Raw genomic sequence first — 26,296 nt, 5'->3', positions numbered from 1 at the left:
TTATTTTTGTTCTCATCATTGATGTGGAATAGGTTTGCACTGTTTAATTTCACGAACTCAACTATAGTCTCATATATCTTTCTTTGCGGTCCTCTCATAAATTCTAGTATATTATCAAGGACATCATCTTTCATATCAAGTAAGTCATCTTCATGTTTGACAAGAGTCTCGAAGAATGGATCAAACTCTACATTTACAGCCTTAAGTCGCTCTATAGGCATCTCAAAACTAGCTGTAAATACAAATGGAAGTTTCTTATAGTTCTCTAGCTCTTCAATCAGCTTGGTAAGAGCCTCTGAAGCATTTTGATAAATCTCTCTTGCACTATTAGAGCTAAAAGAACCCTCTGGCAACAGGTCTGTCAATATACTTTTTGCAGATTTTAAAATCTTATCATCAAGAATTGTTGCTTGTTTTACTATGGTTGTACTAAATTTCCTGTTGTTAGTTAAGCCTGCATGAACATCTGTACGGTTGAGTGGTGTTCCACCTTCGGTAATGTCGATAAGCTTTTTGTTGTATAGAGATGCAATAAGACACATAATAGCTGCTTGATGCCATCCATAAGGCTTAATAGAGAACATCTCTTGCATCTTAGTAACACTTATAGTCTGATACTCATTACTCATGCGTTTGATGCTACTAAGCATTGTAGTTTCTGCTTCATTTGCACCATCGAGTGTTCCAGAGAGAAGATCATCATCACTTGCTAAAATTGTCTTTATCATAGCCTCTGTATAGTCTTCTTTTAGCATACTTAGGTTTGTGTAAAAAGAGTCTATGATTTCATTAAAGGCACTCTCTACTATCGCTTTTGGTTCTGATGACTTTATATTTAGCTGCGAACCATTGAAGTAGATAGTCGCTTCATCGAACATCTCTTTGAGCTTGTTAGCCAAGTCTTTTCTTCGAGTATTGTTGTCTTCTGACTTTTGGATGATTATCTGTCTTTCGGATGACGATAGATTTCCACTGTTCTTTTGAGGGATATACTTCTTTGTTTGCACATAGATACGAAGCTCTTTTTCAAAATCATAGTCGCCTTTAAGAGATATAATAAGATCACTATCTGCAAACGATTTATGAGTTAGTTTTGCATCATCATAGCTTTCGCCTAGTGGAGTAAGAATGTTAAGTGACAACTCTTCATCTTTACCTTTTACCTTCACTCCGTCCATCTTTCTAGTGAATGGATAGTCTTGCTTATTTGTTTGGTACCTAAACTTACTAATGCCTATGCTATTGTCATAGATCCAATCTGCAAGTTCTTTGTTTAAATCTCTTTCATCAATACTTACAGCTTTAATCTCATTTTCTATATCTTTTTCTTTGTCTGTTAAAAACTCGTAGTTGTCTCCAACTTTTTGGATGTAGACTTCGTTTTGGAGTTTATTGAGCGATTTTTTAATCTTGTCTTTCAAGTCTGATATATTTATTTCTAACTCATCTACAAGTAAAGTTGTTAGGTGGTCAACTGTTGGGTTGAATTCATGCACATATTTAATCATAAATAGCACTTTTAAAACTTTGAGAGAGAACTCATCTAAGCTATTTGTTGCTGTAGTCATTAGGTTCTTTGCTTCTGGTAATATGATATTTGCAATACCGTCATAGAAGTAATCAAATGAAGCTAATGTCCCAATGTTTTTATCACTAATAGTTTTTGCAACTGATTGAGTGATGTCAAGCATACTTCTTTCTCCAACAGACTGGTGTCTTCCTTGGAATGTTTCATTTTTAGATAAACTCTTCATACAAAGTTGGATTAGTTCTAGTTGGTATGGTACGAATGGATATGTCAGCACAAAATCATCAGTATCTTTATAACCTACAAATTGTCTACCACGTTCGCTGAAGTAGATGATTGATGTGAGTGAGTTTTGATGTTTAGTGTAGAGCGATTGTAGGTCTGGTTTATATTCTTCTTTTTTATCCAAGATTCTCTTTTGGATTACCTCTTTCGCATTTTGAGAAGTAAGGTTAAGCTTTACTTTGAAACGACCAAGAATTTTAGAGAAGTCTGTTTCTGTTAGTTTATTTGTATCTACAAGTTCTGCTACTGCACTTTGACTTGTAACAACTACCCAAGCTGAACCTTTACATTTTGTAGCGAGTGTTTCTACTATGGTTTGAAGGTTGAGCATTAAGCGAGAGTTATCTCCTATATACTGACCAACTTCATCCACCATGAATATAAGACGATAATCTTTGTCTTGTGTATCTACAAAAGCCTTTACTTCATTCGCAAAATCTTCTACACTAATTGAGTAGTTAGCATCTAGTTTTTCAACTTGTTGTTGTGCACTTTCATAGCTAATGCTTCTTACTTCACTAATAGCTTTAGCGATGTTGTCTACTTCCCACTCAAACTGCTCACGACCAACTTCCCAGCTTGTGCCACTATGCGATTGAAACTTCGCTTTAAAATCATCATAAAGCTTATCTGCATCTAGTTTTTTCTCAAATGCAGCAATATAACCTTGCTTAGGATAGTAACCTCTCATCTCATTGAACACTTTCATGAAAACATTTAGTATTGCATCATCAGTTCTTGAGTTTGCTCCACTATCTGTTTTTTGGTCAATGTTGAAGAGGATAGTATCTGTTTTAATACTGATTGCTTTTTTGATATTTGCTTTTAGAATTGTATCTTCAACTTTTTCTAAAAACAGTTCCCCAATAACATCAGACTCTAACCTACGAGAAGATAGTATATAGGATAACACCTTTAGCAAGTGAGACTTACCAGAACCAAAGAAACCAGAGATCCAAACTCCAACACTCTCTGTCGGCTTGCCTATACTAGAGCTATAAACATCAAAGAACTCATCAAACTTACTTTGAAGTTCATTTGTAATTACATACTCATCAACTTCTTGAAATACTGCTTCATCACTAAGATTATCTGCTTTTACAACACCTTCTATAGTTCTGTGTATATCTTTTCTAAATAAGTTGTTTATCATAGTTGTTATCCTTGTTCTGTTGAGTAGTTTTCAATGTTAAATGCTCTGTAGTAATTATCATCTTTCATCTTACCAAATAGATTGAGAGAGTGACCATCATAGATACCAGGGAAGAAGAGAAGCATTGGACGATCTTTTATACTGTTTTGCAGATTGTTAAGCACTGTATGAGAGCGAATATATGGAAACACTGCACCAACACCCGTAAGAAATACCATCGTATTGTTTTGAGGGTTGTCTGCATCACTTTCTTCTATAAGTTTTTCTATAGCTGGGACGAGATGCTTTTCAGAGTCTAGAACATTTTGTAATGCACTAAATAGTTTAGTTTTACCCATGTTTTTTTCAGTAGAGCGTATTTTATCTAGTAAGTTTCTTTGCTTCAATATCTCTATAGATATATCATATAAATTAAGTTCAAGAGCAGTGATACCATTGATTTGAAGTCTGTTGATAAGAGTCTTAATCTTTTGTGAAACATCACTCTCTTGCTCAGGAGTATAAGTGCTTATAAAAAATGGGATCTCGCCTGATAAACCTTTCTTTTGTAAGAACTTCTCTGATGAGAGTTGCTTATATATCGTTTCAAATTTAAGTTCAAGGTTTTCTAGTTTCATTCTTCTCTCTTTGCATAGTGTGCTATTTCATCGTTGTTCATGAGTAGTGCTGACAAAAGTTTAGGATTATCTGCCAGTAAGATTTTTATAACAGCCTCAGACAACATAGGTTTAGTAATGTAGTGGTTCTTTGTACTCTCTATCAATCCTACATCTGCTAGTATCAAAAACAACACCTGCTTGAGCTTGTAATGAGTGGTTTCAGAGATGCCACTTAACTTAGGAGATGAAACTTCTTTACTTTCAATGAATGAGCTGTAATCACTCGGTTCAATTGTGTAGTCAAACATTAGGTATTTTTCTCGTATAACTTCTAGTACAAACTCATACATCAACCTATATGTTTTCAAACAACTTACAAGTGAGAGCACTTTTACATCATCCATAGATGCATCACTAAAGTGTTCTAGCTCTGGCTGTGTTAAATTAAGCAATCTTTTCTTCAATTCACTAAAGACTCTTTTTCGAGAATCAAGTGTAGGTTTTTGAAGTATATCATCATCGATAACTTTCTTCTTAACTTCATCCCAATTCTGTGTTTGCAGATATAGCTCCACTACGTTCTTCGTCTCTATGGGCATAAGTGGTGCGGCTGTGTACGATAGGGTGTAATCTATGATAAAACCTTTCAAATTAATTGTTTAGATTTTATCTAAGTAGCACTTAAATATTTCAAAAACTCATAATATAAAATAATTTATCTTTATTTTTTAACAAGATTAAGTTTCAACTTCAGGGAGAATCCTTTTAGTAGGTACTTTCCTGTAAAGTAACGCTTCTCTTATACTGATATATGGATCAGTAATACAAGGTTATTTTTGTCTCTGTTTGTATCCCTAGTAGGCATTATCGTATCTATATCGACCATAAACACCTCAAAATCCTATTTATCCCTCTAAGGAAAACACCTACTATAGCTACTTTCCCCAGAGGTAGCCATCATTAGATTGGTCTACATTTCATGTGTCTTAGTAGGTGTTTTTATATCTTCATTTGTGTGTGAGTTAAATATTTTTTAGTCTTTATAATGTGTCCAACCGTCCAATTGTCCAAAAACAGACAAAGTGGAAGGTAAATTGGACAATTAGACATTGGACAAAAGTCTCACTACTGTTTTAGCATTTATCTCAGCTATATCTTTCAGTGCTAATTCTACATCTTCTGCTTTGGCATCTCTGATATCTCCCGAAATCTTGCCAAATGTTGCTGGTAGTTTTTCTGGGTGTTCTTTCACATACTTCACTATTTTTTCTGTTAGTGAAATTGTTGGCTCGGACACAGTAAGTCCATACATTTTTCTAGCATGTGTTTCAAGTACATTACACCATTTTTTAGCCATTTTAAAATGAGATGCGCCTATTGAGTTAGCACTTGTTTCATCTGCAGCTTTATCAATCAAAAAGAAAACAAGAGCTAGAGAGGGAAGTAAACTGTAATACTTCCCAAGGTGGGCTTGCATATTAAGGTTCAACTCATTTTTCTCTTTATTTTTAAGTTCTCCATACCACTTAACAAAGAGTTCTTGAGTAGTAGCATCAAAGCTAAAATATGGAATTTCATCAAATGGGTCATTAGTAGCTCCCCATACTTCAAAATCAGCATATGCTAAAGTTTTTATTATTTCATAAGCTCTGTCTCTAGCTTCTCTATCTATCGGTTCATCCATATAAGGTTTAAAAACACCATCTGAAAATACACTTAACTGCATACGTTGAGCTAACCCATCATCACTCTTTCCATCTTTAGACACTATATGTTTGGCTACTTCACTCGGCTGGATAGTTCCATATAAACTAAGACTAAGGCGTTCAATATTTATATTACCTCGACCAACACGATCGTATGTATAGGAGCGGTCTCCAGTAAATGCTTCAAGAAAAAAACTTCTATCGCCTTCTCTTCCTGCTTTTTTTAAGGATGCTAAAAAACCAGAGAGTTCATCTCTATTTTGAAGAATGGTTCTTTTACTTTTACTAGCTAATATGCCAATTGATTCTGTGGTAGCATCGTTAATAAGGAAGCGTTCCGCTATTGGTTCCTCACAAATCTTTGGAACTTTCATATTTTTTGCATTTTGTATTGCTGCATCATCTCCAAGCTCATAAGCTTTTTGCAATGCTTTATCCTTGGCTTTTTGAGCAAATTTTTGGTGTTTCTCTTCCTCTTTGTATTGGGATATCTTCTCTTCATAAGCTTCAGTTGCATGTTTTTCTAAGCTCTTTAAAGGTTTAATAAATTGATCTACAACTGGACTTTTTCTATCTGATGGATTACCTATTGCCATTCCCCATAGAGTTGGAGTTATCTTCCAGTCAGCATTAACTTTTGGTTTTACTCTCACATGATAACCAATAACAGAAGCTATAACAACAAGTGCAGCAGTTGCACCATAATTTAAACTACCTTCTGCATGATTACAATTGTCCAATGTCCAACGTCTAATTGGCTCTGGTATCATATCTGGAGTAAAGTGTAATAATTCATAGGCTGATTTACTCACAATATTATTAACTGGTATTCTTACTTGATTTACTGTACAATCTCGATTAGATACATCGCTTGTAGTCCCCACTACCTTTGTCTTCTCTATCGAAGAAGTTAACTTCTGCTTAGCTTCCTCTATATCTGTTATTTTAAGATCTAAACCCATTTTGTATTCCTTTTTTCAGTATGTTTTTTATTTTTTCAGTATTTCCAATTTGGTTACAGAAATCTCTAAAGTCATAACCTTTTGGTAAGTCTTTTTCTAGCACTTTCTCAAAATCAATAGTGATAACCTTGTGAGATTGAGTAAAAAACTCTTCAAGAGCAGGCACAATCTTTCTAAAGCTGTCATCGTTGTCTTGAAGTATTACAAGAACTTTTGCTTGAGTTAGCTGTTTCAACTCTTCTGGTAAGTGTCGCACCATTGAATCACTTTGTAGCCCTATATATGAAAAACCAAACAGCTCCATCAGCAGTAACTCTGCCATTCCACTGAAGATACATACAAAGTCTTCATCTTTAAGAATCTTGTAGGGCGTATACTTCTTAGAACCGTATGTTTTCCATTTAACTTTTTTGCCATCTCTATCCGTTCCGTGACGTATCACAATAGTTTTGATTACACCACAAGCATCCCTAATGGTCATAGTTAAACTCTTATATCTAAAGCTGTAACCAATAACATCACTGAACAAAGGCTCATTAATCAAATGCTTCTCTTGGTAGGTAATATCTCCATTGGGTGATTTGCCACCAGTAAAACTTTGATACAAGCGGTCATTAATAAGATTAAATCCTAAGATGAGGATATCTTCTTTCTTTTGATTAAGCATAGAATCTTTCTCCAATAGATATTGCTTATGCATTGATTCTAGGTCATAGTTAGTGGTAGATTTAGTAGAAGCAATAATCTCATCTATAAACACTGGTACATGTTTTTTGCATTCTTTAGGATCAGGTAGTTTACTCATAATCTACACCTACGCAATCTGCTACATACTTAGCTGCATCAACGATAGAATAATCATAGTAATCATGTAGTAGAGCGAATATATCACCATACCAACCGCTTCCAAAATCTTTGATGTTTCCATCTCTAGTTACTGAAGCACTTGGTGTACTCTCTTCTGCTCGTAGTCTAAATTTACCACTTCGATTAAATTCATAGCCTATGTATGATAGGATACGAATTACGTCTTCTTTAGTCAATTGACACTTTATCTCTTTGATGAGGGTTAATAGATTACTTTGCATCTGAGTAACCTTTAGCAATAAATCTATTGAGCTCTTCTTGGCTTACTACTGTAACTCTAGCTGATAGTTTCGTAACAGCAATCTTGTTTTGTTTTACGTATAGCCAGAACGTACTTAGCGCTATACTTAAATATTTGGCCGCTTCATGCGGTCGCTTATATGGGTTCATTTGTCTTTCCTTGGGTTAAGTTAGACTAATAGTAGGATAAGTGTGTGTTTGAGGATTACAATAAGAGATATCCCTTATTGTCGTATCGAAAAAGATACTTTAGATATGTGAAGTGGGCTTAAATCATTCTACTGGGAAATCATGGTTTTTGAGGATTGTTCTATACTCCATATTATCTATATAGCTAATCATGAGTTTATTCCAACTTTTAATAGTTGTAGTTTTAATATCCGTAAAAGACTCACTAATTCTTTTACGGTAAGAGTTTATTGTCCAGTCATCATCAAGACTGAAAATTGAAGTCTCTCTATCTTCTGGTCTTCTATTTTTTTGCTCTTCAATATAAGTTTTATGTAATTGCTTAAGTGTCTCTATTATAGGTAGTTGAGCTTTAAGATTGTTAAAAAGCATTATTCTGTTAGTGTAGTGGTTTTTAATTTCATGTTTTATATAGATATAGGCATCTGTATCTTTCTTAAAGTACCCACTAGACAGGACATCATAAATAAAGAACATATCTGCATAAGTGTTTTGAATTGTGTTTTCTTTATAGGATATACCTACAACTTTACTTTTTTCAATCGCTTGTTGTGCTCGTCTAGCATAAAGTTTTGCATTTTCTTCTATCCCAAGAAGTTTTTTCTTTCTTCTTTTTATATATTGTATATTTTCTTCGTCAGATAATGTGCTATCAAGAGGTATACTATGTTTCTTTTTTAACGCATGTGTAATTCCTATTGGAAGTTGATGTGTACAGGAAGTATACTGCTCTTCATAATTAGACTTCTCAGAGTTAAATAAAATAGCAAATATACTATACCCAAGGTTTGAAATAAGACTTGTAGTGGAATTGTTTTCTCTGTAATGCTGTACAAGTGACTTTACTTGATGACTATTTAGTCTATATCTTAGTCTTTCCGTCTCCCACTTCTTAAGTTCTTGATAGTGATAACTATAGTAATTTAGGCATAGTTCTGCAGACGTTATGAAAATCAAGTTTTGCGAAAAGATACTGTACGATTCTCTTCTTATGTATGCAAGTAAATCTTCAGGTAATAAAATAAACATGTGTTTTTTGATTCTTTCGAGTATTGGTTTATTTCTTTGTAAGTGACCGTTAACTGTCATCTCTAGTAAGTAAGTGTATTTGTCTTTTATCTCGCCTTTCTTTTTTTTATGTCCACGACTTTGAAGTAAATAGTTGTAATCTGCTATGATAGAATCAATATTCACAATATCCTTAATTGTATCTTTATTTCTAATAGACATTTCGTATGTAAGACAAAGTGTTAGTTCAAAATCCTTGTACTCTTCGACTCTTTTATAAATATATTCATTTCGAGAGTAGAGCATCATTTTATTTCTCTTCCTTCAATTTATCAAGAAAGTCAGCCCACCATTGGAGTAATGGTCGCATTTGTTCAGTATACTCTGCTTGGTGAAGATATGCAAAAGCAACTTTACTTGTGTCATGATGATCCAGGGCACTCTCCTTGGCCTCATAAGTTGCATTATGTTGAGTTTGATATGTTTCCGCCAGACTTCTATAAGTTCCTCTGAATGAGTGTTGAGTTTGTTTACGACCTTTTGCCTCATCAGTAAATCCTAATGACCGTAGAGCCTTATTTCCAGTTTCTAGATTCATTGGTCCATTTATGTTTTGTAAGCCATGGAATACCCATTTTCCCCAACCAGTTAGTTGTTTAGTGTCTTTTAGTATTTCAATTACTTGTGATGATAGAGGAAGTACAAAATCTGGAAGTTCTTCATTCTTATCTTTCATTTGATTTCTTGGAATTGTTAATGTTTTGTTATGAAAGCTAATCATTTCCCATTTTAGCGTTGTTAAGTTTTCTGCTCGTAAAGGTACCATAGGTAAGAATTTTAACATTAGTCTAGTGATAGGTTGTCCATGGTAATCCTCTATAGCTAGAAGTAATTCTTTTAATACTTTTTCATCAGTAATCTTTGGATAATGTTTTGTTTTTGGCTTAGGAAGAGCTTTCTTTCCTATTTTTGCTGTAATGATTTCATCAACATATGCTCTTTCATATGCAAACTGCCATACATTACGACAATCAGCCAATATTCTTGATGCTGTTTCTTTTGCAGATTTTGATTTCTCTTCTAGAGCATGTAAAAGCTTATCGTGTGTAATATCTTTAATGTTAACAGAGTATTGAAGGTTATGTTCAGAATCATAGTTTGCAAAATATGGAAATATATCACGTTCAAATGCACGCTTCTTTCGCTTGTGAGTATCTTTGAGTATAACTAAACTGTCAAGCCATTCATATACAACAAGATGAAACTGACCTTCAACTTCTGCTTCTTTCTTAACTTTTTGCTCTTCGTAGTAATCTATTGGGTCAATTCCCTCAGCAATAAGCTCAAGATACTCTGCACGCTTTTCTCTAGCACTTGCTAATTTAAGATCTGGATAGTTACCAAAAGTCGTCTTTCTTCTTTTATCTTTAGTTGGGGAGGTATATACAAACTTCCAGACCTTAATTCCGGTGTTTTTAACCAGTAATTGTAAGCCATTTCCATCAGAAAGAGCATAGTCTTTCTCTTTTCTCTTGGAAGTCTTGATTTTTGTGTCGGTTAATGGAGTTGCTGTTTTAGGCATATTCTGTCCTTTTTGTTACCCTGATTGATGAAAAATAGTAAAAAAAGTAGAGGGTAACAACGAGGGTAACAACGATTTTTTCTAGTTAAGTGCCAAAATATTAAAAGCTCTTATGAGATATTGCAAAAAAACTAAAACTTAAAGAAATCTTTGTTACCCTTTTTCAATAAAATTTGCCAATATTATAGCAAGGGTAACATTAGCGGTAACATAAACTCGTAGATTTGACTGATATGAACTAGGTTGTGTTAGACGAACGAAGTGCTTTAAAGGTCTTGTTTTAGGGGTTTGTTTAGACTTATTTGGATTGTATTAGATGATGAGGTGGTGGCCAATCTCGGAATCGAACCAAGGACACACTGATTTTCAGTCAGTTGCTCTACCGACTGAGCTAATTGGCCCCGCTAATTATAGTAAGGTCTTCAAAAGAGTGGTGGCCAATCTCGGAATCGAACCAAGGACACACTGATTTTCAGTCAGTTGCTCTACCGACTGAGCTAATTGGCCATACTTTTAAAGAGCGAAATTATATCGTGTAGGTACTGAAAGTAAACTTATATGTAAAAAGCCTTATCTAAGCGGGATAGCCCACTTCTTATAATAAGCAATAATTCTAATCGATAAAAATATAAAAAATAGTAAAGTAATGGCCCAAAAAGAGATAGTGTAAAACTCATCTAGTATGTATAAAATTGCTCCTAAAAGGATAGCAATAGTACCATAGAAGCCCGTTTTTAAGACAAAGGGAACTTCATTAATAATGACATCCCTAGCAATACCACCACCAACAGCTGTTAGAAAGGCCATAGCTATCACTCCTGCCATATTTAACCCACTTTCTATCCCAATGAGTGCTCCAGAAATAGAGAAAGAAATAAGGCCAATGGAATCACTTAGAATAAACAAAGCCTTATTTTCAATTGAATTTCGTCTATGAAACTTAAATACTATAAGTATAATCATGACAGATGTAACAATAATGGCTGGATAGTCATGTGAAAATGTAAAAGGAATTTTATTTACTGTGATATCTCTCATTATTCCACCACCAAGAGCCGTTAAAAAAGTAGCTATTAAAACGCCAAGAAGATCAAGATGGTTTCTTGTACCAACAAAGAAGCCACTCATTGCAAACGCGATGATGCCAATGTACTCTGCTATTTCAAACATATGTTAAGTGCTTCAACTGTTATGCTAAGTTCTAATTTTTTTATTTTTGATTCTAAAGAGTCCACTGTTTCATTGCTTGATAATGAAATACTTTTTTGAAAAATAATCTCACCATCATCATAAACATCATTTACTCTATGAATAGTTACACCACTTACTTCTTCTTTGGCTTTAATAACGGCCTCATGAACAAACCGTCCATACATGCCAGCTCCACCATGTTTTGGAAGAAGTGATGGGTGTGAGTTTATAACAATAAAGCTATTAGTTATTAAAGGGGAAAGTTTTTTCATGTAACCAGATAAAAACACATACTTGCAGTTGTTCTCTTGTAGGAGTTTATATATTTCTTCATCTGGATTTTCATGAGTTTTTGAGTTTACTAAGAAATTATTTATACCGTAATCTTTGGCATTTTGTAATGCTACTGCATTAGTGTTATTTGAAATTAGTAAGGGTATGTTTGCATTTAAGGTTTTGTCTTTAATAGCATTGTATACTGTGTTAAAAGTGCTTCCGTTATGTGAGGCTAGAATTGCTATATTATGCATTATCTGATCTTCAAACTTATAAGAGCTACTAGATTTGAAAGGATAGAGATTATCCAAAATCGTACAATAATTTTATTTTCAGCCCATTTTTTCATTTCAAAATGATGATGAATTGGAGCCATTAGAAATACTCTTTTTTTTCTAAGTTTAAAACTTCCGACTTGAAGTATAACTGAGAGAGTTTCTATGACAAATATAGAACCAATTAGAAGTAGTAAAATTTCACTCTTAGAGATGATTGCAAGATAACCTAGGAATGCTCCGATTGTCAAAGAACCACTATCTCCCATAAATACTTCCGCTGGATGACAGTTGAACCATAAAAATGCAGTTAAAGCACCCATAAGAGCACTTGCGATAATGACAACTTCTCCTACATCCAAGTTCGGCATTAGCAGATATGCACTTAGTTTTGCATGACCTGTAATATAAATAATAATACCAAATGTTGTAAGTGCAATGATTGAAGGTACCGTTGCCAGTCCATCAAGTCCATCTGTCAAGTTTACTGCGTTTGAAGTTGATATGATAACTAAAACCCATAAAATGACAGCAAAGGCACCCATAGTTACTATGGGTGTTTTTATAAAGGGAACATATAAATCACTGTTAAAACCTGCATAAAAACAGAGAAATGCAGAGATAATAAGTGCTGATAATATTTGTAAGGCTAGTTTAGTTCTTGCTTTGAGTCCTGCTAAATTCTCATTTTTTCTGATTTTGGCATAATCATCTTGAAATCCAATAAGAGAGAAAAGAACAAGAGTTAAAAGTCCTCCTATTACATAAGCATTTGAAAACTTCACGGTAAGGGCAGAGGCTAATAATGTAGCCCCAATAAATACAATTCCACCCATTGTTGGAGTGGATACCTTCTCTTTATGTCTCTGGGGTGCCCATTCATTTATGGGTTGAACGCTTGAAGTTCTCTTTGCCCATTTTATAAAAATAGGGAGTAAAAAGAGTGTGAAAAAGAGGGCCAGAAAAAAAGCAATACCAGCCCTGATGGATATGTATCCGAGAATATTTATGTTAAATGAAGAGTGTAACCAATATAGCAATATATTTCCTCTAGTAAAAATTTTATAAATTAAAAGTGACATTATAGTATAATCATAAATAAATTTATAATAATAGGAATAAAATTGGATAAAAAAGCAATTTTAGTCATAACAGATGGAATAGGGTACTCCAGTAAAGAAGAGTATAACGCTTTTTATCATGCAGAGAAACCAACTTATGATAAACTCTTTAAAGAAACACCATACTCTCTTATAGATACTTTTGGTTTAAGTGTTGGCCTTCCAGAGGGACAAATGGGAAATTCTGAAGTAGGGCATATGAGTATAGGAAGTGGTCGCGTTTTGTATCAAGATCTTGTTAAAATTTCCTTAGCACTTAGTGAAAATACATTAGAAAAAAATGAAGTGTTTGAAAAACTTCTTGACAGTTCGGATAGACTACACCTTATCGGTCTCATGAGTGATGGCGGGGTACACTCGCATATAGATCATATTATGGGTATCGTAGAACTTGCTAAAAAAGCATCAAAGAAAGTTTTTCTTCATCTTATTACAGATGGTAGAGATGTTTCTCCAACTTCTGCGCAAAAGTATTTAGCAATAGTATCAAAGCACTTAGATGAAAATGTGAGTATAGCAACAATCTCTGGGCGTTTTTATTCTATGGATAGAGATAACCGCTGGGAAAGAGTAGAACGCGGTTACAACGCGATAGTCCAAGCAGAACCCTTAAGTAGTGAAAGTCCAGAAGTCTATGTCGGGCACTCTTACTCTTTAGGTGAGACAGATGAGTTTGTTGAGCCTACTGCATTTGCTGGATACGATGGTATGAAAGATGGAGATAGTGTTTTAACTATAAACTTTAGAAGTGATCGAATGCGTGAGATGGTAACTGCTATAGGATCTAAAGACTTTAATGGTTTTTCACGAAAAGAACTAGATATTAACCTTGCTACGATTACCGAATATGATAAGAGCTTTTCTTTTCCTGTACTTTTTAAGAAAGATGCACCAAAAAATACTCTTGCTGAGGTAATAGCAAATAAAGGTCTTAAACAGTTACATACTGCTGAGACGGAAAAATATGCACATGTAACTTTCTTTTTAAATGGTGGTATTGATGAACCATATCAAAATGAAACACGAGTTCTTATTCCATCTCCAGATGTGAAAACATATGATATGCAGCCTGAGATGAACGCTCATAAGGTAGGTCAAGCTGTTTTAGATGGAATGGATGCTAAGTACGACTTTATAGTTGTGAACTTTGCCAATGGCGACATGGTAGGTCATACTGGTGACTTTGAAGCAGCAAAAATAGCTGTAAACGCAGTGGATACCGAACTCGGTAAAATTATACAAAAAGCAAAAGAGAATGATTATGCACTTATTATCACTTCAGATCACGGTAACTGTGAAGAGATGAGAGACCATAATGGAGATATACTTACAAATCATACGGTTGGAAAAGTATGGTGTTTTATAGAAGCTCCAGGTGTAAGTGCAGTCAAAACAGGTGGTTTAAATAATATAGCACCAACAGTTCTTGAGCTTATGGGTTTAGATATCCCATCAGAGATGGATAAAAGTTTAATATTAAAATAAAAAAGGAAGTATATTTATGAAATTTAGTGGAAAAAATGTTTTAGTAACAGGTTCAAGTCGTGGAATTGGTGCAGAGATAGCAAAAACTCTTGCAACATTTGGTTTAAAAGTTTGGATTAACTATAGAAGTGGAGCAGTTGAAGCTGATAAAGTTAAAGAAGAGATAGAAGCGGCAGGTGGATTAGCTGCTGTTATAGGCTTTGATGTAAGTGATGAAGCCGCATTTGTAGATGCTATAAAAACTATTGTAGATAGTGATGGTGAATTTTCATACTTAGTAAACAATGCGGGAATTACAAATGATAAACTAGCTCTTCGTATGAAAACAGATGATTTTATGTCAGTGATAAATGCTAATCTTACTTCTTGTTTTATAGGGTGTCGTGAATCTATGAAGGCAATGCGTAAAAAGAAGTTTGGAAGTGTTGTGAATATTGCCTCTATCGTTGGTGAAACTGGAAACGCAGGGCAAACAAACTATGCAGCTAGTAAAGGTGGTGTTATCGCTATGACAAAATCTTTTGCAATCGAAGCTGCAACAAGTGGAATTCGTTATAACACAATCACACCAGGGTTTATATCAACTGAAATGACTGAAGTACTTTCTGATGAAATTAAGGCCGGAATTAATGCGAAAGTACCAATGGGAAGAATGGGAAGAGCAGAGGAAGTAGCCCAAGCAACAGCATTTCTCCTTTCTGATCACTCTAGTTACATAACAGGTGAGACTCTAAAAGTAAATGGTGGAATGAATATGGCATAATGGCTTTTTTAAGCTAAAGTTGTTATAATATCGCGATTAAATAAAAAAACAGGAGCTATAATGGCACTTATAGATGATATTAAAGAAGTAGTAGTTGAGCAATTAAGCGTTAGCGCTGATGAAGTTAAAGATGATGCAAAATTCGTAGAAGATTTAGGTGCTGATAGCCTTGATGTTGTTGAACTAGTAATGGCTTTAGAAGAGAAATTTGATATTGACATTCCTGATGATGAAGCAGAGAAAATTGCAACTGTTGCAGATGTTGTTGCATATGTAGAAAGTAAATAGTTTATAATTTAAACTTTTAACTGAGGAATTTATCCTCAGTATTTGAAGATTTTTATAAGTGAATACTTTAAATGTATTTATTTTTAAAAGTGTTTTATTTTTTGATGGAGAAGATTAAATGAGAAGAATAGTAGTAACTGGACTGGGTATGATTAACTCAGTAGGAAATGATAAAGAAAGTTCATTCAAAGCTATATGTGACGGTGAATGTGGAATAGATACTATTACTATTTTTAACCCTGAAGGTTATAGTGCTCAGATTGCTGGTGAAGTAAAAGATTTTGATCCTGCTACTGTTATGGCTCCAAAAGAAGTTAAAAAAGCAGATAGATTTATTCACCTTGGTTTAAAGGCTGCTCAAGAAGCAATGCTAGATGCTGCAATACCTGAGACAACTGATATGACACGATTTGGTATTAGTGCTGGATCTGGCATAGGTGGACTTCCAGCGATTGAAAAAAACTCTATTATATTAGAAACACGTGGTCCTAGAAGAATTTCTCCATTTTTTATTCCTGGAGCACTTGTAAATATGCTTGGTGGATTTGTTTCCATAGAGCATGGTACTAAAGGTCCTAATCTTGCGAGTGTAACAGCTTGTGCCGCTGGAACACATGCAATAAGTGAAGCATGTAAAACAATTATGTGTAATGGAGCTGAACAGATGCTTGTAGTTTCTGCAGAGTCAGCAATTACAGGTGCTGGTATTGGTGGTTTTGCTGCTATGAAAGCACTTTCAACAAGAAATGATTCTCCAAAAACAGCTTCTCGTCCTTTTGATGCAGACCGTGATGGTTTTGTAATGGGTGAGGGTGCTGCTGCACTTGTACTTGAAGAGTATGAATCAGCAAAAGCACGTGGTGCTAATATATATGGTGAGATTATTGGTTTTGGTGAAAGTGGTGATGCAAACCATATAACAACACCATCTCTTGATGGACCTGCTCGTGCTATGAAAGCTGCTTATACAATGGCAGGTGAACCTAAAATTGATTATGTGAATGCACATGGAACATCAACACCTATTAACGATAAAAATGAAACAGCAGCAGTTAAAGAGTTACTTGGAAATAGTGCTCCAATGAGTTCAATTAAAGGTCAAATAGGACACTGTCTTGGTGCTGCTGGTGGTATTGAAGCTGTTACATGTTTAATGGCTATGAGAGATGGAATTATTCCTCCAACTATTAACTACACTACTCCTGATGAAAATTGTGACTTAGATTATGTTACTGAAGGTGCAAGAAAAGCAGAACTCAGTGTTACGATGAGTAATTCATTTGGTTTTGGTGGAACAAATGGTGTTCTTATCTTTAAAAAATTATAAGAGATAAGGAGTTCCTTTGGCTACATACTTAGATTTCGAAAATAAAATAAAATTTATTCAAGAAGATATTATATCTGCTCAAGTTCGCCATGATTATGGAGCAGGAGAAAAGCTTAAAATTTCTCTTGATAAAGAAGTTGAAAAGATATATAAAAATCTTTCTGATTTCCAAAAACTCCAACTAGCACGTCACCTTGACCGTCCATATGCACTTGACTATATAAATATGATTATGAAAGATAAGTACGAGATTCATGGAGATAGACATTTCCGTGATGATGCAGCTATCATCTGTTATATGGGATATATCAATGATGAAAAAGTCATGGTTATCGGTGAACAAAAAGGCCGAGGAACAAAAAATAAACTAAAACGTAACTTTGGTATGCCTCATCCAGAAGGTTATAGAAAAGCACTACGTGCTGCTAAAATGGCTGAGAAGTTTAATATTCCAGTTTTAATGTTAATAGACACACCGGGTGCATATCCTGGACTTGGGGCAGAAGAAAGAAATCAGAGTGAAGCGATTGCTCGAAACCTTTTAGAGTTAGCTGAACTTAAAACACCTACTGTATCTATTGTAATAGGTGAGGGTGGTTCAGGTGGAGCACTTGCTATCGGTGTTGCTGATAGATTTGCAATGATGCGATATTCTGTTTTCTCTGTTATTTCTCCAGAAGGTTGTTCAGCAATACTTTGGAATGATCCATCTAAAACTGAAGCTGCTACAAATGCGATGAAAATTACTAGTTCTGATTTAAAAGAACTTGGTCTTATTGATGATATTATTGATGAACCTCTTATTGGCGCACATCGTGAAAAAGAGTTAGCTGCTAATGCTATTTCTGATTATTTTTTAACACAACTAAAAGAATTGCGAGAGATGAGTGAAGATGAAAGAATGGATGTAAGATATGCTAAATTAACTGCTCCTGGAGCATTTAAAGAAGCTTAGTCTTCTTCTCCTGATTTATCTATAAGCTCTTCATTCTTAAGAAGAGGGTCAAACTTGGGCCGCTTAAGCCTATGTGCTTCTTTTGAAAACTTTATTAAATCCTCTACATTATTTAAATTCTCTTTACAATTATCTAAACAAAGTAAAAAAAGACCATATGTGGTCATTACATCACTCATTGCTCTATGGTGTGATGGATTTGGATTAAGTTCCAATGTGTCATTTAGATAAGAAAGAGCATATCTAAATGATTTTATTGTTCTCTCAGCAAGTGCAAGTGAACATAAGCTTCTGTTTAGTATTGGTTCTAAACCTACTTTTTTCATACTTCCTGATATATAGGTATAGTCAAACTTTACATCATGTGCAATAAAAATAGCACCCCCAAGAAAAAGTTTAAACTCCATCATAACAGTTTTAAGCTCAGGAGCATCAACAGTGTCTGCAGCTGAGATTCCTGTTAACTCTGTAATAATTGGATTGATCTCTTTAGTAAAAACGAGAGAGTCAAATTTATCAATAATCTTTCTATTTTTAACTTTTACAGCTGCAATTTCTATAATTTGATGCTTATCAATCTTTGAACCATTTGTTTCAATATCTACTATACAAAACTCAGCATCTTGGACACTAATATATTTAGTATCAAAAAAGAAGTAGCCTTGTTTTTTAATAATATTGACACCCTGTGCACTAGATATTTCTAGAAATATATCAATACTTTCGTTTATTTGGGATTTTAAAACCTCAAGGGGAAGTCCTCTTGTGCACAAACGCGAGATGCTTTTTTTATCAAGAGGAAATAATTTATCTGGCATTTAAAATAAACTCTTGAACTTTTTCTTTACTCTTTATTCCTGGAGAGACTTCTACACCACTACTAACATCCACACCATAAAAACCATATTTTTTAAGAGCATTTACATTATTTGTTGTAAGTCCACCTGCAAGGATTATTTTAGAACAATCCACACCTTTAAACCATTCAATGTTTATACGTTTTCCTGTCCCACCATAAGCTTCACAGTATGCATCTACTAGTCTATACTCATCACTGTATTTTAGGATATCTAGCTTCTCTTGTGCTCTTATAACTTTTATATAGGGTACTGTAAGAGAAGAGCAGAACATATCATCTACTTCATAATGAAGTTGAGCAAGAGTGGCACCACTCTCTATACAAATTGTATTTATCATAGAGGCATCTTCATTTACAAAAAGAGCGACTTTTTCAACAAAAGGAGGGAGTTCATTTATGATTAATTTGGCTTTTTGTGGTGTTATATAACGAGGAGATTTTTCATAAAAAACAAATCCAAGAGCATTAGCTCCTGCATTTATTGCATTCATTGCATCTTCATAAGAGGTGATACCACAAATTTTTACACGCATTAAATCTGTAGACTCTCAATAGCTGTCTTACGATTTTCATGTTTAAAAACATAGCTACCTGCAACAACAACATCTACCCCTGCATCTTTAAGTAACTGGATATTCTGATCGTTAACTCCACCATCCACCTCAATAAGACAATCTGGATTTAAGCGATTTCTCATTTCATTTAAACATGAAGCTTTTTTTATAACACTATCGATAAAAATTTGTCCACCAAAACCGGGGTTAACACTCATTAGTAGTACCATATCTAAGTCTTGAAGTAAATATTCTATAGCTTCCGGTGGTGTATGTGGATTTAAAACTATTGCGGGCTTAATACCAAGTGAACGAATTTTCTGTATAAGCCTATGTGGGTGTTTTTCTTCTTCTATGTGAAAAGAAATATACTCAGGTTTTAGGGGTGCAAAAAGTTCTACAAAAAAAGTATTATTTTCTACCATAAGGTGAATATCAAGAGGTTTAGTAGCACATGCTGCAACTGCTGAAACAACTACAGGCCCAATTGTAAGGTTAGGAACAAAATGTCCATCCATAACATCAACATGGACTAAGTCACAGCCACTTTGACATATCTCTTCTATGTCACGTTGAAGATTTCCAAAATCAGCAGAGAGTATACTTGGGGCTACTTTCATCATTCGAGCTACCTTTTATATTTTTAAAATTATAAACAAAAGTAGCTGTTATCTTGTTAAGAAAAAGAGAAACTTGTCATCATCAAAAGAAAGGTCTACTTGTACACCTTTTTTTCCTTTAACAATATCAAGAAGACTGGAGACATTAGGGTAAGTTCGTGGAAGAGTTATATTGACATTAATATCATGGTCTGACAAAAGTGTTGTTAACTTTCCACCGACGATATTTACAAGTTCTGCTAAAGTGTCTAAAATAAGTTCTGCATCCTCAGTACTTTCACCAATAAGAAGTTCACAAGCCTTTTTTGCAATCTCAACAGGAAATACTAAAAGTATCATACCATCCATGTCGCCATAAAAGCCTATTGAGCTTGCTATCATACCTTCTGTATTCTTAATACTTAATTCATTGACCTGTATAGCATCTTTTACTGCTGTTGAGTTTGTCATCATCTCTATAGTAGCTACCGTTGCATTAACAAAGTTTGGAAGCTCATTAATCATAACTTTATTTATGACTCGTTTTTGTTTGATATTTGCTATGCTACTAGAGCCCAATTCTGATAGCATGTCTTTATTTTTTAAAATATCATCCATTTGCTCGAAGAAGATTATCCCCGCATCTTCAAGAGTATTTTTAAATTCATTTTGTGTCTTCTCAAAACTCATGCCGACAAAGCAGATATTTGCATTATATTCTGCCCCTGAACTTGCAAGTTTTGAAAAGAAGTTCATAGCATGAACATTCATGCTCACAACTTTACTAGCATCAAAAATGAAGAGTCTAAATCCTACATTAAGAGAATGGAAATGGTAATCGATGTTAAAGGACTCTCCTATTTCGGCATCTAAAAAAGCATTAACAGTATAAATGATTGCATTACCGGTAACTCGAGTTGCTACATTTTGCTCAATCTGGCCTAGATAAGTAGTCTCAATTATAGTATCAAATGTACCACTATCAATCTTCTCTTGAAACTCTTTTTCACTTTGTGCGACAATGGGAGTATGCCCATTATCGTGAAGTTCCATAGCCATAGCCGTGCGTTGGGATTTGTCTTCATTATAAAGCAGTACATTAATATTTTTATTATCATAGTTAGTAGCAAATAATTGTGCAATCTTTTCTGTTTTAAATAATGAAAACATTAAGTCATCCTTATAGAATTTAAGAATTGTATTGTATTTTTTTAAATCGTAGTCACAAAACCCAACTGCTGTATGGTTTTCTTTTCTGGCTATTTTAAAAAGTTTTATAAATGGTTCAAGACCATTAGTATTGAAGAAGATCACTTTTTTAAGTGAGACCAAAATCATAGATGGATTACTTTTTACTGTTCTGTTGACATCGTCAATGCTGAGTAACTCTTCTGCTGCGGTACCATCTAAAAAGCCTTGAGGGAAAAAAATTCTAACACCATTTTTTGTGACAGATCTCAAGAAATATCCATTACTTTTGAAAAATCATCATAGATGTCTTCTACATAATCGATTTGAAAATCAATAAAATCATTGAGGCCAGCTTCTACGTACTTTGGTTTTGAAAGTATATAAAATAGAAGAAGATGCATCCATTTACCTAGTATATTTATATTTTTATTTTCAGAGGGTTTAAGTCCTGACGAAGCTTGAATAATTTGTGAAGTACTTACACCCATATCCCATTTTTCAGCAATCATCTGGCATAAGTCAAAAAGGTTGACATTACATAAACGCTGTAGTATTGAGTTTAAATCGATTGGATTGACAGAACGAAGTTGATTTACATCTTCGATGTTTTCACAAAATAGTGCCTCTGAAACTATAATAGTAGCAGGTAAGAGAGAGATAGAGCTTTGAATATGAGGGTCGATGATTTTAAGATGAGTCAGAATCTTTTGCCAATGAACAGATAGGTCAGACTGAAGATTGTGAAATGTAGTTTTATTAAGTTTGAAAAGTTTCCATTTATCAGGTGAAAGTAAGGAAAGCATATAGTTATAAACAACCTGCTGTGATCTTGGTACTCCGAGAACACCGAACATCTGGGGTATGTCACTAATTACATTTGAAAACCCATATATAGGACTGTTAACTAAGGTTTTGAGATATGAGGAGAGGGCATTGTCTTCTTGTGCAGCAGAAGCAGCCCTTGACAAATTCTCATTATTTAAATGGAGTAATGTTTTTTTTAGTGCATCCGGTGCTGGAGGAATTTTGGTGATATAGGTATTTATTTGCTCTATTGTTATCAAAGTATGCACTTCTTATAATTAAATATTTTTATGATTCTATCTATTTAATGATAAGAACAATATAAAGAGCAAAATAAGATAAAAATATCTGGCTTAAGTTTGAGTTTTGCTTTTATTTGATACAATTCGCAACTTTAAAATATCATTCAAGGATACCAAACATGGCAAGAAGATGTGCTATTAGCGGCAAAGGCCCTATGAGTGGGAACAATGTTTCTCATGCAAAAAACAGAACAAAGCGTCGTTTCTTATTAAACTTAAGAACAGTACGTATCACTCTAGAAGATGGTACAACTAAGAAAATTAAGATCTCAGCAAGAGAGCTCCGTACACTTAAGAAAAACTCTTAAGTTAAGGAATAAATTATGAATCTTTTACAGAGGATTCGTAAACTATTAAACTGGGAGATTGCTGCAAAGCCAGATCCCAAACTGCTGCCTGAAGTTTACCCCCACCTCAAACACTTTCGTTTACCCTTAATTCTTACTGTACTCGTTATGCTTATTGGAACTATTGGGTATGTTCTCATAGAAGACTTCCCAATTTTTGATGCTATCTATCAAACTGCAATTACTTTTACAACTGTTGGTTTTGGAGAGCTTTATCCTCTTTCTGATGTTGGAAAAATTTTCACGATTAATCTAATCATTGCAGGATTTGCAGTTTTTTCGAGTGCTATAGGTATTTTAGTTTCTGAGTTAAATAAAGGGCATATTGTTGCCATCATGAAGGAAAGAAGAATGTTATATAAGATTGTAAGACTTAAAAAACATTTTGTTGTATGTTATCATAATGAGTATACTATAGAAGTAACAAAGCAACTACGTAGAAACCATGTTCCATTTGTTGTGATTGACCCAAGACCAGAGATACATGAATGGGCTTTAGAACATAAATACCCCCACTTTTTACAAGCTGAACCTCATGCTGAAGTATCGATGTTAAAAGCACATCTATCTTCCGCTCAAGGTCTTATTACACTCTCAAGCTCTATTGCTGATAATATTGCGCTTATAGCATCGGTAAGACTTTTTGAAAAAGAACATGATTTACCACGCCCTTACTATGTTATCTCTTCTGCTGAAACTGAAAGTGACGTAGAAAAGCTTAAAAAATTGGGTTCCGATACAGTTGTTTCTCCTACTAAACTGACGGCGCAACGTGTAAGTGCTATGGCTGCTCGTCCAGATATGGAAAACTTAATAGAAGAGTTTTTATATAAGAATGACAACCCTTTAGATATGCGAGAAATAGAAGTTCCAAAGTATAGCTGGGCAGTTCTAAAAAAACTTAAAGAAACACATATTCGCCAAATGACAAATACATCTGTTATCGGTATAAGAAAAAAAGATGGTAAGTTTATAAGTATGCCTAAAGGCGATGTTTTAGTAACGAGTGAGTGTAAGCTTTTAGTTATAGGAACACAAGCAGGCATAAGAACAACTAGAGACTTAATTAGAAAGAGAGAAAAGCCAAAGGAATTAAAGTTTGTATAAACTAACCCAAAAAGATACTGGTGTTTGTACAGCAAATGGTTTTTTTGCAGATGGTATTAGTGCTGGTTTAAAAGCGAATAATGAAAAAGACATGGCGTTTATCTTTTCTGAGAATGAGTGTGAAGTTGCATCAGTCTTTACAACAAATAAAATGTATGCAGCACCCATTAAACATTTTAGAGCAAAGGGTGACTTTAAAACAAACTTTGTTCTTATAAACGCAAAGAATGCAAATGCGATGACAGGTAAAGCTGGAGTAAGTGATATAGATGACATTTTAGAGACGCTTCCCACTAACCTTGTTAATCCACTGATGAGTTCAACTGGTGTTATAGGTGTAAGGCTTGCAAAAGAGAAGATTATAAAAGGGTCTAAGCTTTTTGATCTCTCAAAAAAAGAGTCAAACGCAGCAGCAAATGCCATTATGACAACAGATACTTTCTCAAAAGAGATCGCGTTTAAAGTTGAGCTTGAAGATGGTAGTAGTTTTAGCATAGGAGCAATGGCAAAAGGTGCTGGAATGATAAATCCAGCAATGGCTACTATGCTATGTTTTATTACTACTGATGCAAAAGTTACAAAACAAGAGATGCAAGATATACTCGATGAAGTGACAATAACTACTTTTAACGCGGCAAGTGTTGACGGCGATACTTCAACAAACGATACCGTACTTCTTTTAGCAAACGCGAGTTCAGGAACTTATGATAAAAATGCATTTAAAGATGCTCTTCATAAAATAATGCTTTTCCTAGCTCGAGAGATGGTTAGAGATGGTGAAGGTGCTACTAAACTTGTAACATATGAAGTAACAGGTGCAAAAGATGATAAAGAGGCTGAAGTGGTAGCAAAAGCACTCTCAGACTCTCTTCTTGTTAAAACCGCTCTTTATGGTGAAGATCCAAACTGGGGGAGAATAGCTTCGACAGTTGGTGCAAGTGGAGTGGATTGTTCTGAAGAATCTTTAAGTATATCTTTTAACGAACACTGCGTTTATAACAAAGGCGAACTTATTTTTGATGATGCAATGGAAGAGAAAACCTCAAAAGTAATGAAGTTAGATACTTTTACAATTGCTTGTGATTTAGGTATATCAAATGGAAAATTCACATCTTTTGGATGTGACTTAGGTCATGAGTATGTTAAGATAAACGCGGACTATAGAACCTAACAGTCATTTATTAGAACAAAAAAATCTCCGGTAACAATTTCAAGATTCTTGAGCTCTTTGGAAAATACCCCTTATCCTTATACAATTAGAGGATTAGGTGAAGCGATGTTTTACCTCTCATAACAAATGTTATACTCTGATTAGGAGATAAAATGGAATATTTATATTATTTAGCAATTTATCTAGTCTTCATAAATATAGTAACGACATATAGATTAGTAAAAACAGAAAATTATAAAGTTACTCAAAAAATAATTCAATTTATACTCTTATGGGCATTACCGATTATTGGTGTTTTTATCGTGGTATTCTTTTTAAATCAAGAACCTATTGTATTAAATCTACCACCATCCACTAAAAACTGATAATTAAAAGAAGAACGATTATTGCTTTAAAACCTACAAGTAATTAGGTTGTTTATATGATACAAAAATTAAGAAGAAAATTAGCAGATAATCGTTCAAAAAAAGGTTACGAATAACTGCAAAAGAGAATAAACTTTTACAACTTCTAGAAAAGGTTCCGGATGAAAGGGGTAAGCAAGGAAGAAGACATAAGCTATCGCATGTTTTATACTTATCAATCCTCGCAACTTTAATGGGAGCAACTGATTACAATCAAATATACATTTGGATTAATAGTCATATTCAGAGTACACAGATAAAAAAACTATTAGGAGTTGAGTTTATAGTTGCTCCTAAAAGAAGTGCAATAGCTAAGATTCTTGCGGATGCAGATAGTACAGCAGTAGAGATTGCTTTTAGAAAATGATTTCATCTTCACATTTGATACAATGAACACACAAAAAAACTCTTGACAAGATAGATAAGAGTGGCTCAAAGTATATTGCAAAAGTTAAAGATAATCAAATAATGCTGCTTGATAAAATTGATAATATTTCAAGAAGTATAAAAGCTACAGATATTTACAGAGCACTACCAATGCAACAGGCTACAGAATGGATTGATAGAGAAGTGTAAGTTTATAATCCACAAACTTTTACCATATTGGAATCACACACATCCGTTCAATGATGAAAACTACTAAAAAAATTCATAGAGTTGACAATAAAATTGATGAAGTTACCAACAGAACAATTATTCAATTTAGTATTGCTAATTTCAGGGAGAGTGCTCAATTCTTTTATGATAAAATTTTAGACCATTGGAAAGTAGAAACGATGCATCAATACAAAGATAAATCACTTTTAGAAGATGCACATAATGCTCACTTAAATCCATTTCTTATTACAATTATTAGAAGTTTTACTTTAAATATTTTACATCTAAATAAAGTTAAATATATCCATAACCAACTTACTCAAAATAGATGGAATCTTGATAACACAATCTCTCTATTATTGAATTTTAGTTTTTAATGGATAGTGGTGTAAATAAAGAAACTCTTCTCATAATTTAGCAAACATTAAGCTACAACCCCCTATAATTCCCATCCACAAACAGAGACACTTAGTCGAAAGACAGAGAGTTCGAGAGTTTGAGATCATTGAAAACTAAGCAAGTAAGAAGACTTAATTTTAACAAATTATGTTTATATTACTT

Annotated in this window: 27 protein-coding genes and 2 tRNA genes; 10 read left to right on the top strand and 19 right to left on the bottom strand. The window is 34.0% G+C overall.

Translation table 11 applies throughout. From position 1 onward, the window contains the following. From brxC to mraY, 14 genes are all read right to left on the bottom strand, one after another. On the bottom strand, nt 1-2,966 hold a 2,966-nt coding region (gene brxC, locus HOG88_RS04265), incomplete at its 3' end, for a BREX system P-loop protein BrxC (RefSeq protein WP_295003561.1). 5 nt (nt 2,967-2,971) lie between these two features. Next, nucleotides 2,972-3,583 carry a DUF1788 domain-containing protein gene (locus HOG88_RS04260; RefSeq protein WP_295003558.1) on the bottom strand — a complete coding sequence of 204 codons (612 nt, stop codon included), beginning with the start codon at nt 3,581-3,583 and terminating at the stop codon, nt 2,972-2,974. Next, complete coding sequence (locus tag HOG88_RS04255; protein WP_295003555.1) at nt 3,580-4,215, bottom strand: DUF1819 family protein; 636 nt, start codon at nt 4,213-4,215, stop codon at nt 3,580-3,582. Before HOG88_RS04255 ends, HOG88_RS04260 begins: the two co-directional genes overlap by 4 nt. Nucleotides 4,216-4,667: 452 nt before the next feature. Next, on the bottom strand, nt 4,668-6,233 hold the full coding sequence (locus HOG88_RS04250; RefSeq protein ID WP_295003552.1) for a YfjI family protein: 1,566 nt from the start codon (nt 6,231-6,233) through the stop codon (nt 4,668-4,670). Then, the gene (locus HOG88_RS04245; RefSeq protein WP_295003549.1) at nt 6,217-7,038 is read right to left on the bottom strand and encodes a hypothetical protein; all 822 of its coding nucleotides are present in this window, start codon (nt 7,036-7,038) and stop codon (nt 6,217-6,219) included. Before HOG88_RS04245 ends, HOG88_RS04250 begins: the two co-directional genes overlap by 17 nt. Next, on the bottom strand, nt 7,031-7,321 hold the full coding sequence (locus HOG88_RS04240; protein ID WP_295003547.1) for a hypothetical protein: 291 nt from the start codon (nt 7,319-7,321) through the stop codon (nt 7,031-7,033). Before HOG88_RS04240 ends, HOG88_RS04245 begins: the two co-directional genes overlap by 8 nt. Beyond that, nucleotides 7,311-7,490: a DNA-binding protein gene (locus tag HOG88_RS04235; protein WP_295003543.1), complete on the bottom strand. Its 180-nt coding sequence runs from the start codon at nt 7,488-7,490 to the stop codon at nt 7,311-7,313. Before HOG88_RS04235 ends, HOG88_RS04240 begins: the two co-directional genes overlap by 11 nt. Before the next feature lie 123 nt (nt 7,491-7,613). Next, a complete protein-coding gene (locus tag HOG88_RS04230) occupies nt 7,614-8,846 on the bottom strand; it encodes a hypothetical protein (RefSeq protein ID WP_295003541.1) in 1,233 nt (410 codons plus the stop codon). A gap of 1 nt (nt 8,847) precedes the next feature. Beyond that, entirely contained in the window at nt 8,848-10,119 is a 1,272-nt protein-coding gene (locus HOG88_RS04225; RefSeq protein WP_295003539.1) for an integrase arm-type DNA-binding domain-containing protein, read from the bottom strand. Between the two features lie 325 nt (nt 10,120-10,444). Further along, nucleotides 10,445-10,520: transfer RNA gene (locus HOG88_RS04220), tRNA-Phe, on the bottom strand. Nucleotides 10,521-10,550: 30 nt separating this feature from the next. Beyond that, a tRNA-Phe gene (locus HOG88_RS04215) sits at nt 10,551-10,626 on the bottom strand. Nucleotides 10,627-10,689: 63 nt separating this feature from the next. Continuing rightward, nucleotides 10,690-11,289 (bottom strand): TRIC cation channel family protein, encoded by a 600-nt coding sequence (locus tag HOG88_RS04210; RefSeq protein WP_295003537.1) that lies wholly within the window; start codon nt 11,287-11,289, stop codon nt 10,690-10,692. Continuing rightward, the gene (locus HOG88_RS04205; protein ID WP_295003534.1) at nt 11,277-11,840 is read right to left on the bottom strand and encodes a formyltransferase family protein; all 564 of its coding nucleotides are present in this window, start codon (nt 11,838-11,840) and stop codon (nt 11,277-11,279) included. The genes HOG88_RS04210 and HOG88_RS04205 overlap by 13 nt, the downstream gene beginning before the upstream one ends. Continuing rightward, nucleotides 11,840-12,901, bottom strand: a complete 1,062-nt coding sequence (gene mraY, locus HOG88_RS04200; RefSeq protein ID WP_295003532.1) for a phospho-N-acetylmuramoyl-pentapeptide-transferase — start codon at nt 12,899-12,901, stop codon at nt 11,840-11,842. The genes HOG88_RS04205 and mraY overlap by 1 nt, the downstream gene beginning before the upstream one ends. 84 nt (nt 12,902-12,985) lie before the next feature. Between mraY and gpmI the strand changes: the two genes are divergently transcribed. From gpmI to accA, 5 genes are all read left to right on the top strand, one after another. Further along, nucleotides 12,986-14,467 carry a 2,3-bisphosphoglycerate-independent phosphoglycerate mutase gene (gene gpmI, locus HOG88_RS04195; RefSeq protein WP_295003530.1) on the top strand — a complete coding sequence of 494 codons (1,482 nt, stop codon included), beginning with the start codon at nt 12,986-12,988 and terminating at the stop codon, nt 14,465-14,467. Nucleotides 14,468-14,483: 16 nt separating this feature from the next. Further along, entirely contained in the window at nt 14,484-15,230 is a 747-nt protein-coding gene (fabG, locus tag HOG88_RS04190) for a 3-oxoacyl-ACP reductase FabG (protein WP_295003527.1), read from the top strand. Nucleotides 15,231-15,290: 60 nt separating this feature from the next. Beyond that, nucleotides 15,291-15,518, top strand: coding sequence for an acyl carrier protein (gene acpP / locus HOG88_RS04185; RefSeq protein ID WP_295003525.1), 228 nt, complete (start codon nt 15,291-15,293; stop codon nt 15,516-15,518). A gap of 118 nt (nt 15,519-15,636) precedes the next feature. Next, entirely contained in the window at nt 15,637-16,845 is a 1,209-nt protein-coding gene (locus HOG88_RS04180; protein WP_295003523.1) for a beta-ketoacyl-ACP synthase II, read from the top strand. Between the two features lie 16 nt (nt 16,846-16,861). Beyond that, nucleotides 16,862-17,800, top strand: a complete 939-nt coding sequence (accA, locus tag HOG88_RS04175) for an acetyl-CoA carboxylase carboxyl transferase subunit alpha (protein ID WP_295003521.1) — start codon at nt 16,862-16,864, stop codon at nt 17,798-17,800. Here accA and HOG88_RS04170 read toward each other — a convergent pair. The 5 genes from HOG88_RS04170 to HOG88_RS04150 are packed head-to-tail and all read right to left on the bottom strand — an operon-like array spanning nt 17,797 to nt 22,076. Then, complete coding sequence (locus HOG88_RS04170) at nt 17,797-18,618, bottom strand: 3'-5' exonuclease (protein WP_295003519.1); 822 nt, start codon at nt 18,616-18,618, stop codon at nt 17,797-17,799. The genes accA and HOG88_RS04170 overlap by 4 nt on opposite strands. Then, entirely contained in the window at nt 18,608-19,192 is a 585-nt protein-coding gene (locus tag HOG88_RS04165; RefSeq protein ID WP_295003517.1) for a phosphoribosylanthranilate isomerase, read from the bottom strand. The genes HOG88_RS04170 and HOG88_RS04165 overlap by 11 nt, the downstream gene beginning before the upstream one ends. After that, a complete protein-coding gene (gene rpe, locus HOG88_RS04160; protein WP_295003566.1) occupies nt 19,192-19,833 on the bottom strand; it encodes a ribulose-phosphate 3-epimerase in 642 nt (213 codons plus the stop codon). The genes HOG88_RS04165 and rpe overlap by 1 nt, the downstream gene beginning before the upstream one ends. A 48-nt stretch (nt 19,834-19,881) precedes the next feature. Then, nucleotides 19,882-21,273 (bottom strand): chemotaxis protein CheX, encoded by a 1,392-nt coding sequence (locus tag HOG88_RS04155; RefSeq protein ID WP_295003515.1) that lies wholly within the window; start codon nt 21,271-21,273, stop codon nt 19,882-19,884. Then, a complete protein-coding gene (locus HOG88_RS04150; RefSeq protein ID WP_295003512.1) occupies nt 21,270-22,076 on the bottom strand; it encodes an HDOD domain-containing protein in 807 nt (268 codons plus the stop codon). Before HOG88_RS04150 ends, HOG88_RS04155 begins: the two co-directional genes overlap by 4 nt. A 152-nt stretch (nt 22,077-22,228) precedes the next feature. Between HOG88_RS04150 and rpmB the strand changes: the two genes are divergently transcribed. The 5 genes from rpmB to HOG88_RS04125 all read left to right on the top strand — a co-directional run bounded on the left by rpmB (nt 22,229) and on the right by HOG88_RS04125 (nt 26,112). Then, on the top strand, nt 22,229-22,417 hold the full coding sequence (gene rpmB, locus HOG88_RS04145; protein WP_013326380.1) for a 50S ribosomal protein L28: 189 nt from the start codon (nt 22,229-22,231) through the stop codon (nt 22,415-22,417). 15 nt (nt 22,418-22,432) lie between these two features. Further along, nucleotides 22,433-23,563, top strand: coding sequence for a TrkA family potassium uptake protein (locus HOG88_RS04140; RefSeq protein WP_295003508.1), 1,131 nt, complete (start codon nt 22,433-22,435; stop codon nt 23,561-23,563). Beyond that, nucleotides 23,556-24,734, top strand: coding sequence for a bifunctional glutamate N-acetyltransferase/amino-acid acetyltransferase ArgJ (gene argJ / locus HOG88_RS04135; protein WP_295003505.1), 1,179 nt, complete (start codon nt 23,556-23,558; stop codon nt 24,732-24,734). Before HOG88_RS04140 ends, argJ begins: the two co-directional genes overlap by 8 nt. Nucleotides 24,735-25,211: 477 nt before the next feature. Beyond that, nucleotides 25,212-25,505: a transposase family protein gene (locus HOG88_RS04130; protein WP_295003564.1), complete on the top strand. Its 294-nt coding sequence runs from the start codon at nt 25,212-25,214 to the stop codon at nt 25,503-25,505. Nucleotides 25,506-25,767: 262 nt separating this feature from the next. Beyond that, nucleotides 25,768-26,112 (top strand): hypothetical protein, encoded by a 345-nt coding sequence (locus tag HOG88_RS04125; protein WP_295003503.1) that lies wholly within the window; start codon nt 25,768-25,770, stop codon nt 26,110-26,112. The last annotated feature ends 184 nt before the right edge of the window (nt 26,113-26,296 follow it).

It is taken from the genome of Sulfurimonas sp. (assembly GCF_018698455.1).
GTDB lineage: Bacteria > Campylobacterota > Campylobacteria > Campylobacterales > Sulfurimonadaceae > Sulfurimonas.
This window is presented reverse-complemented; position numbering and strand designations above follow the sequence as displayed.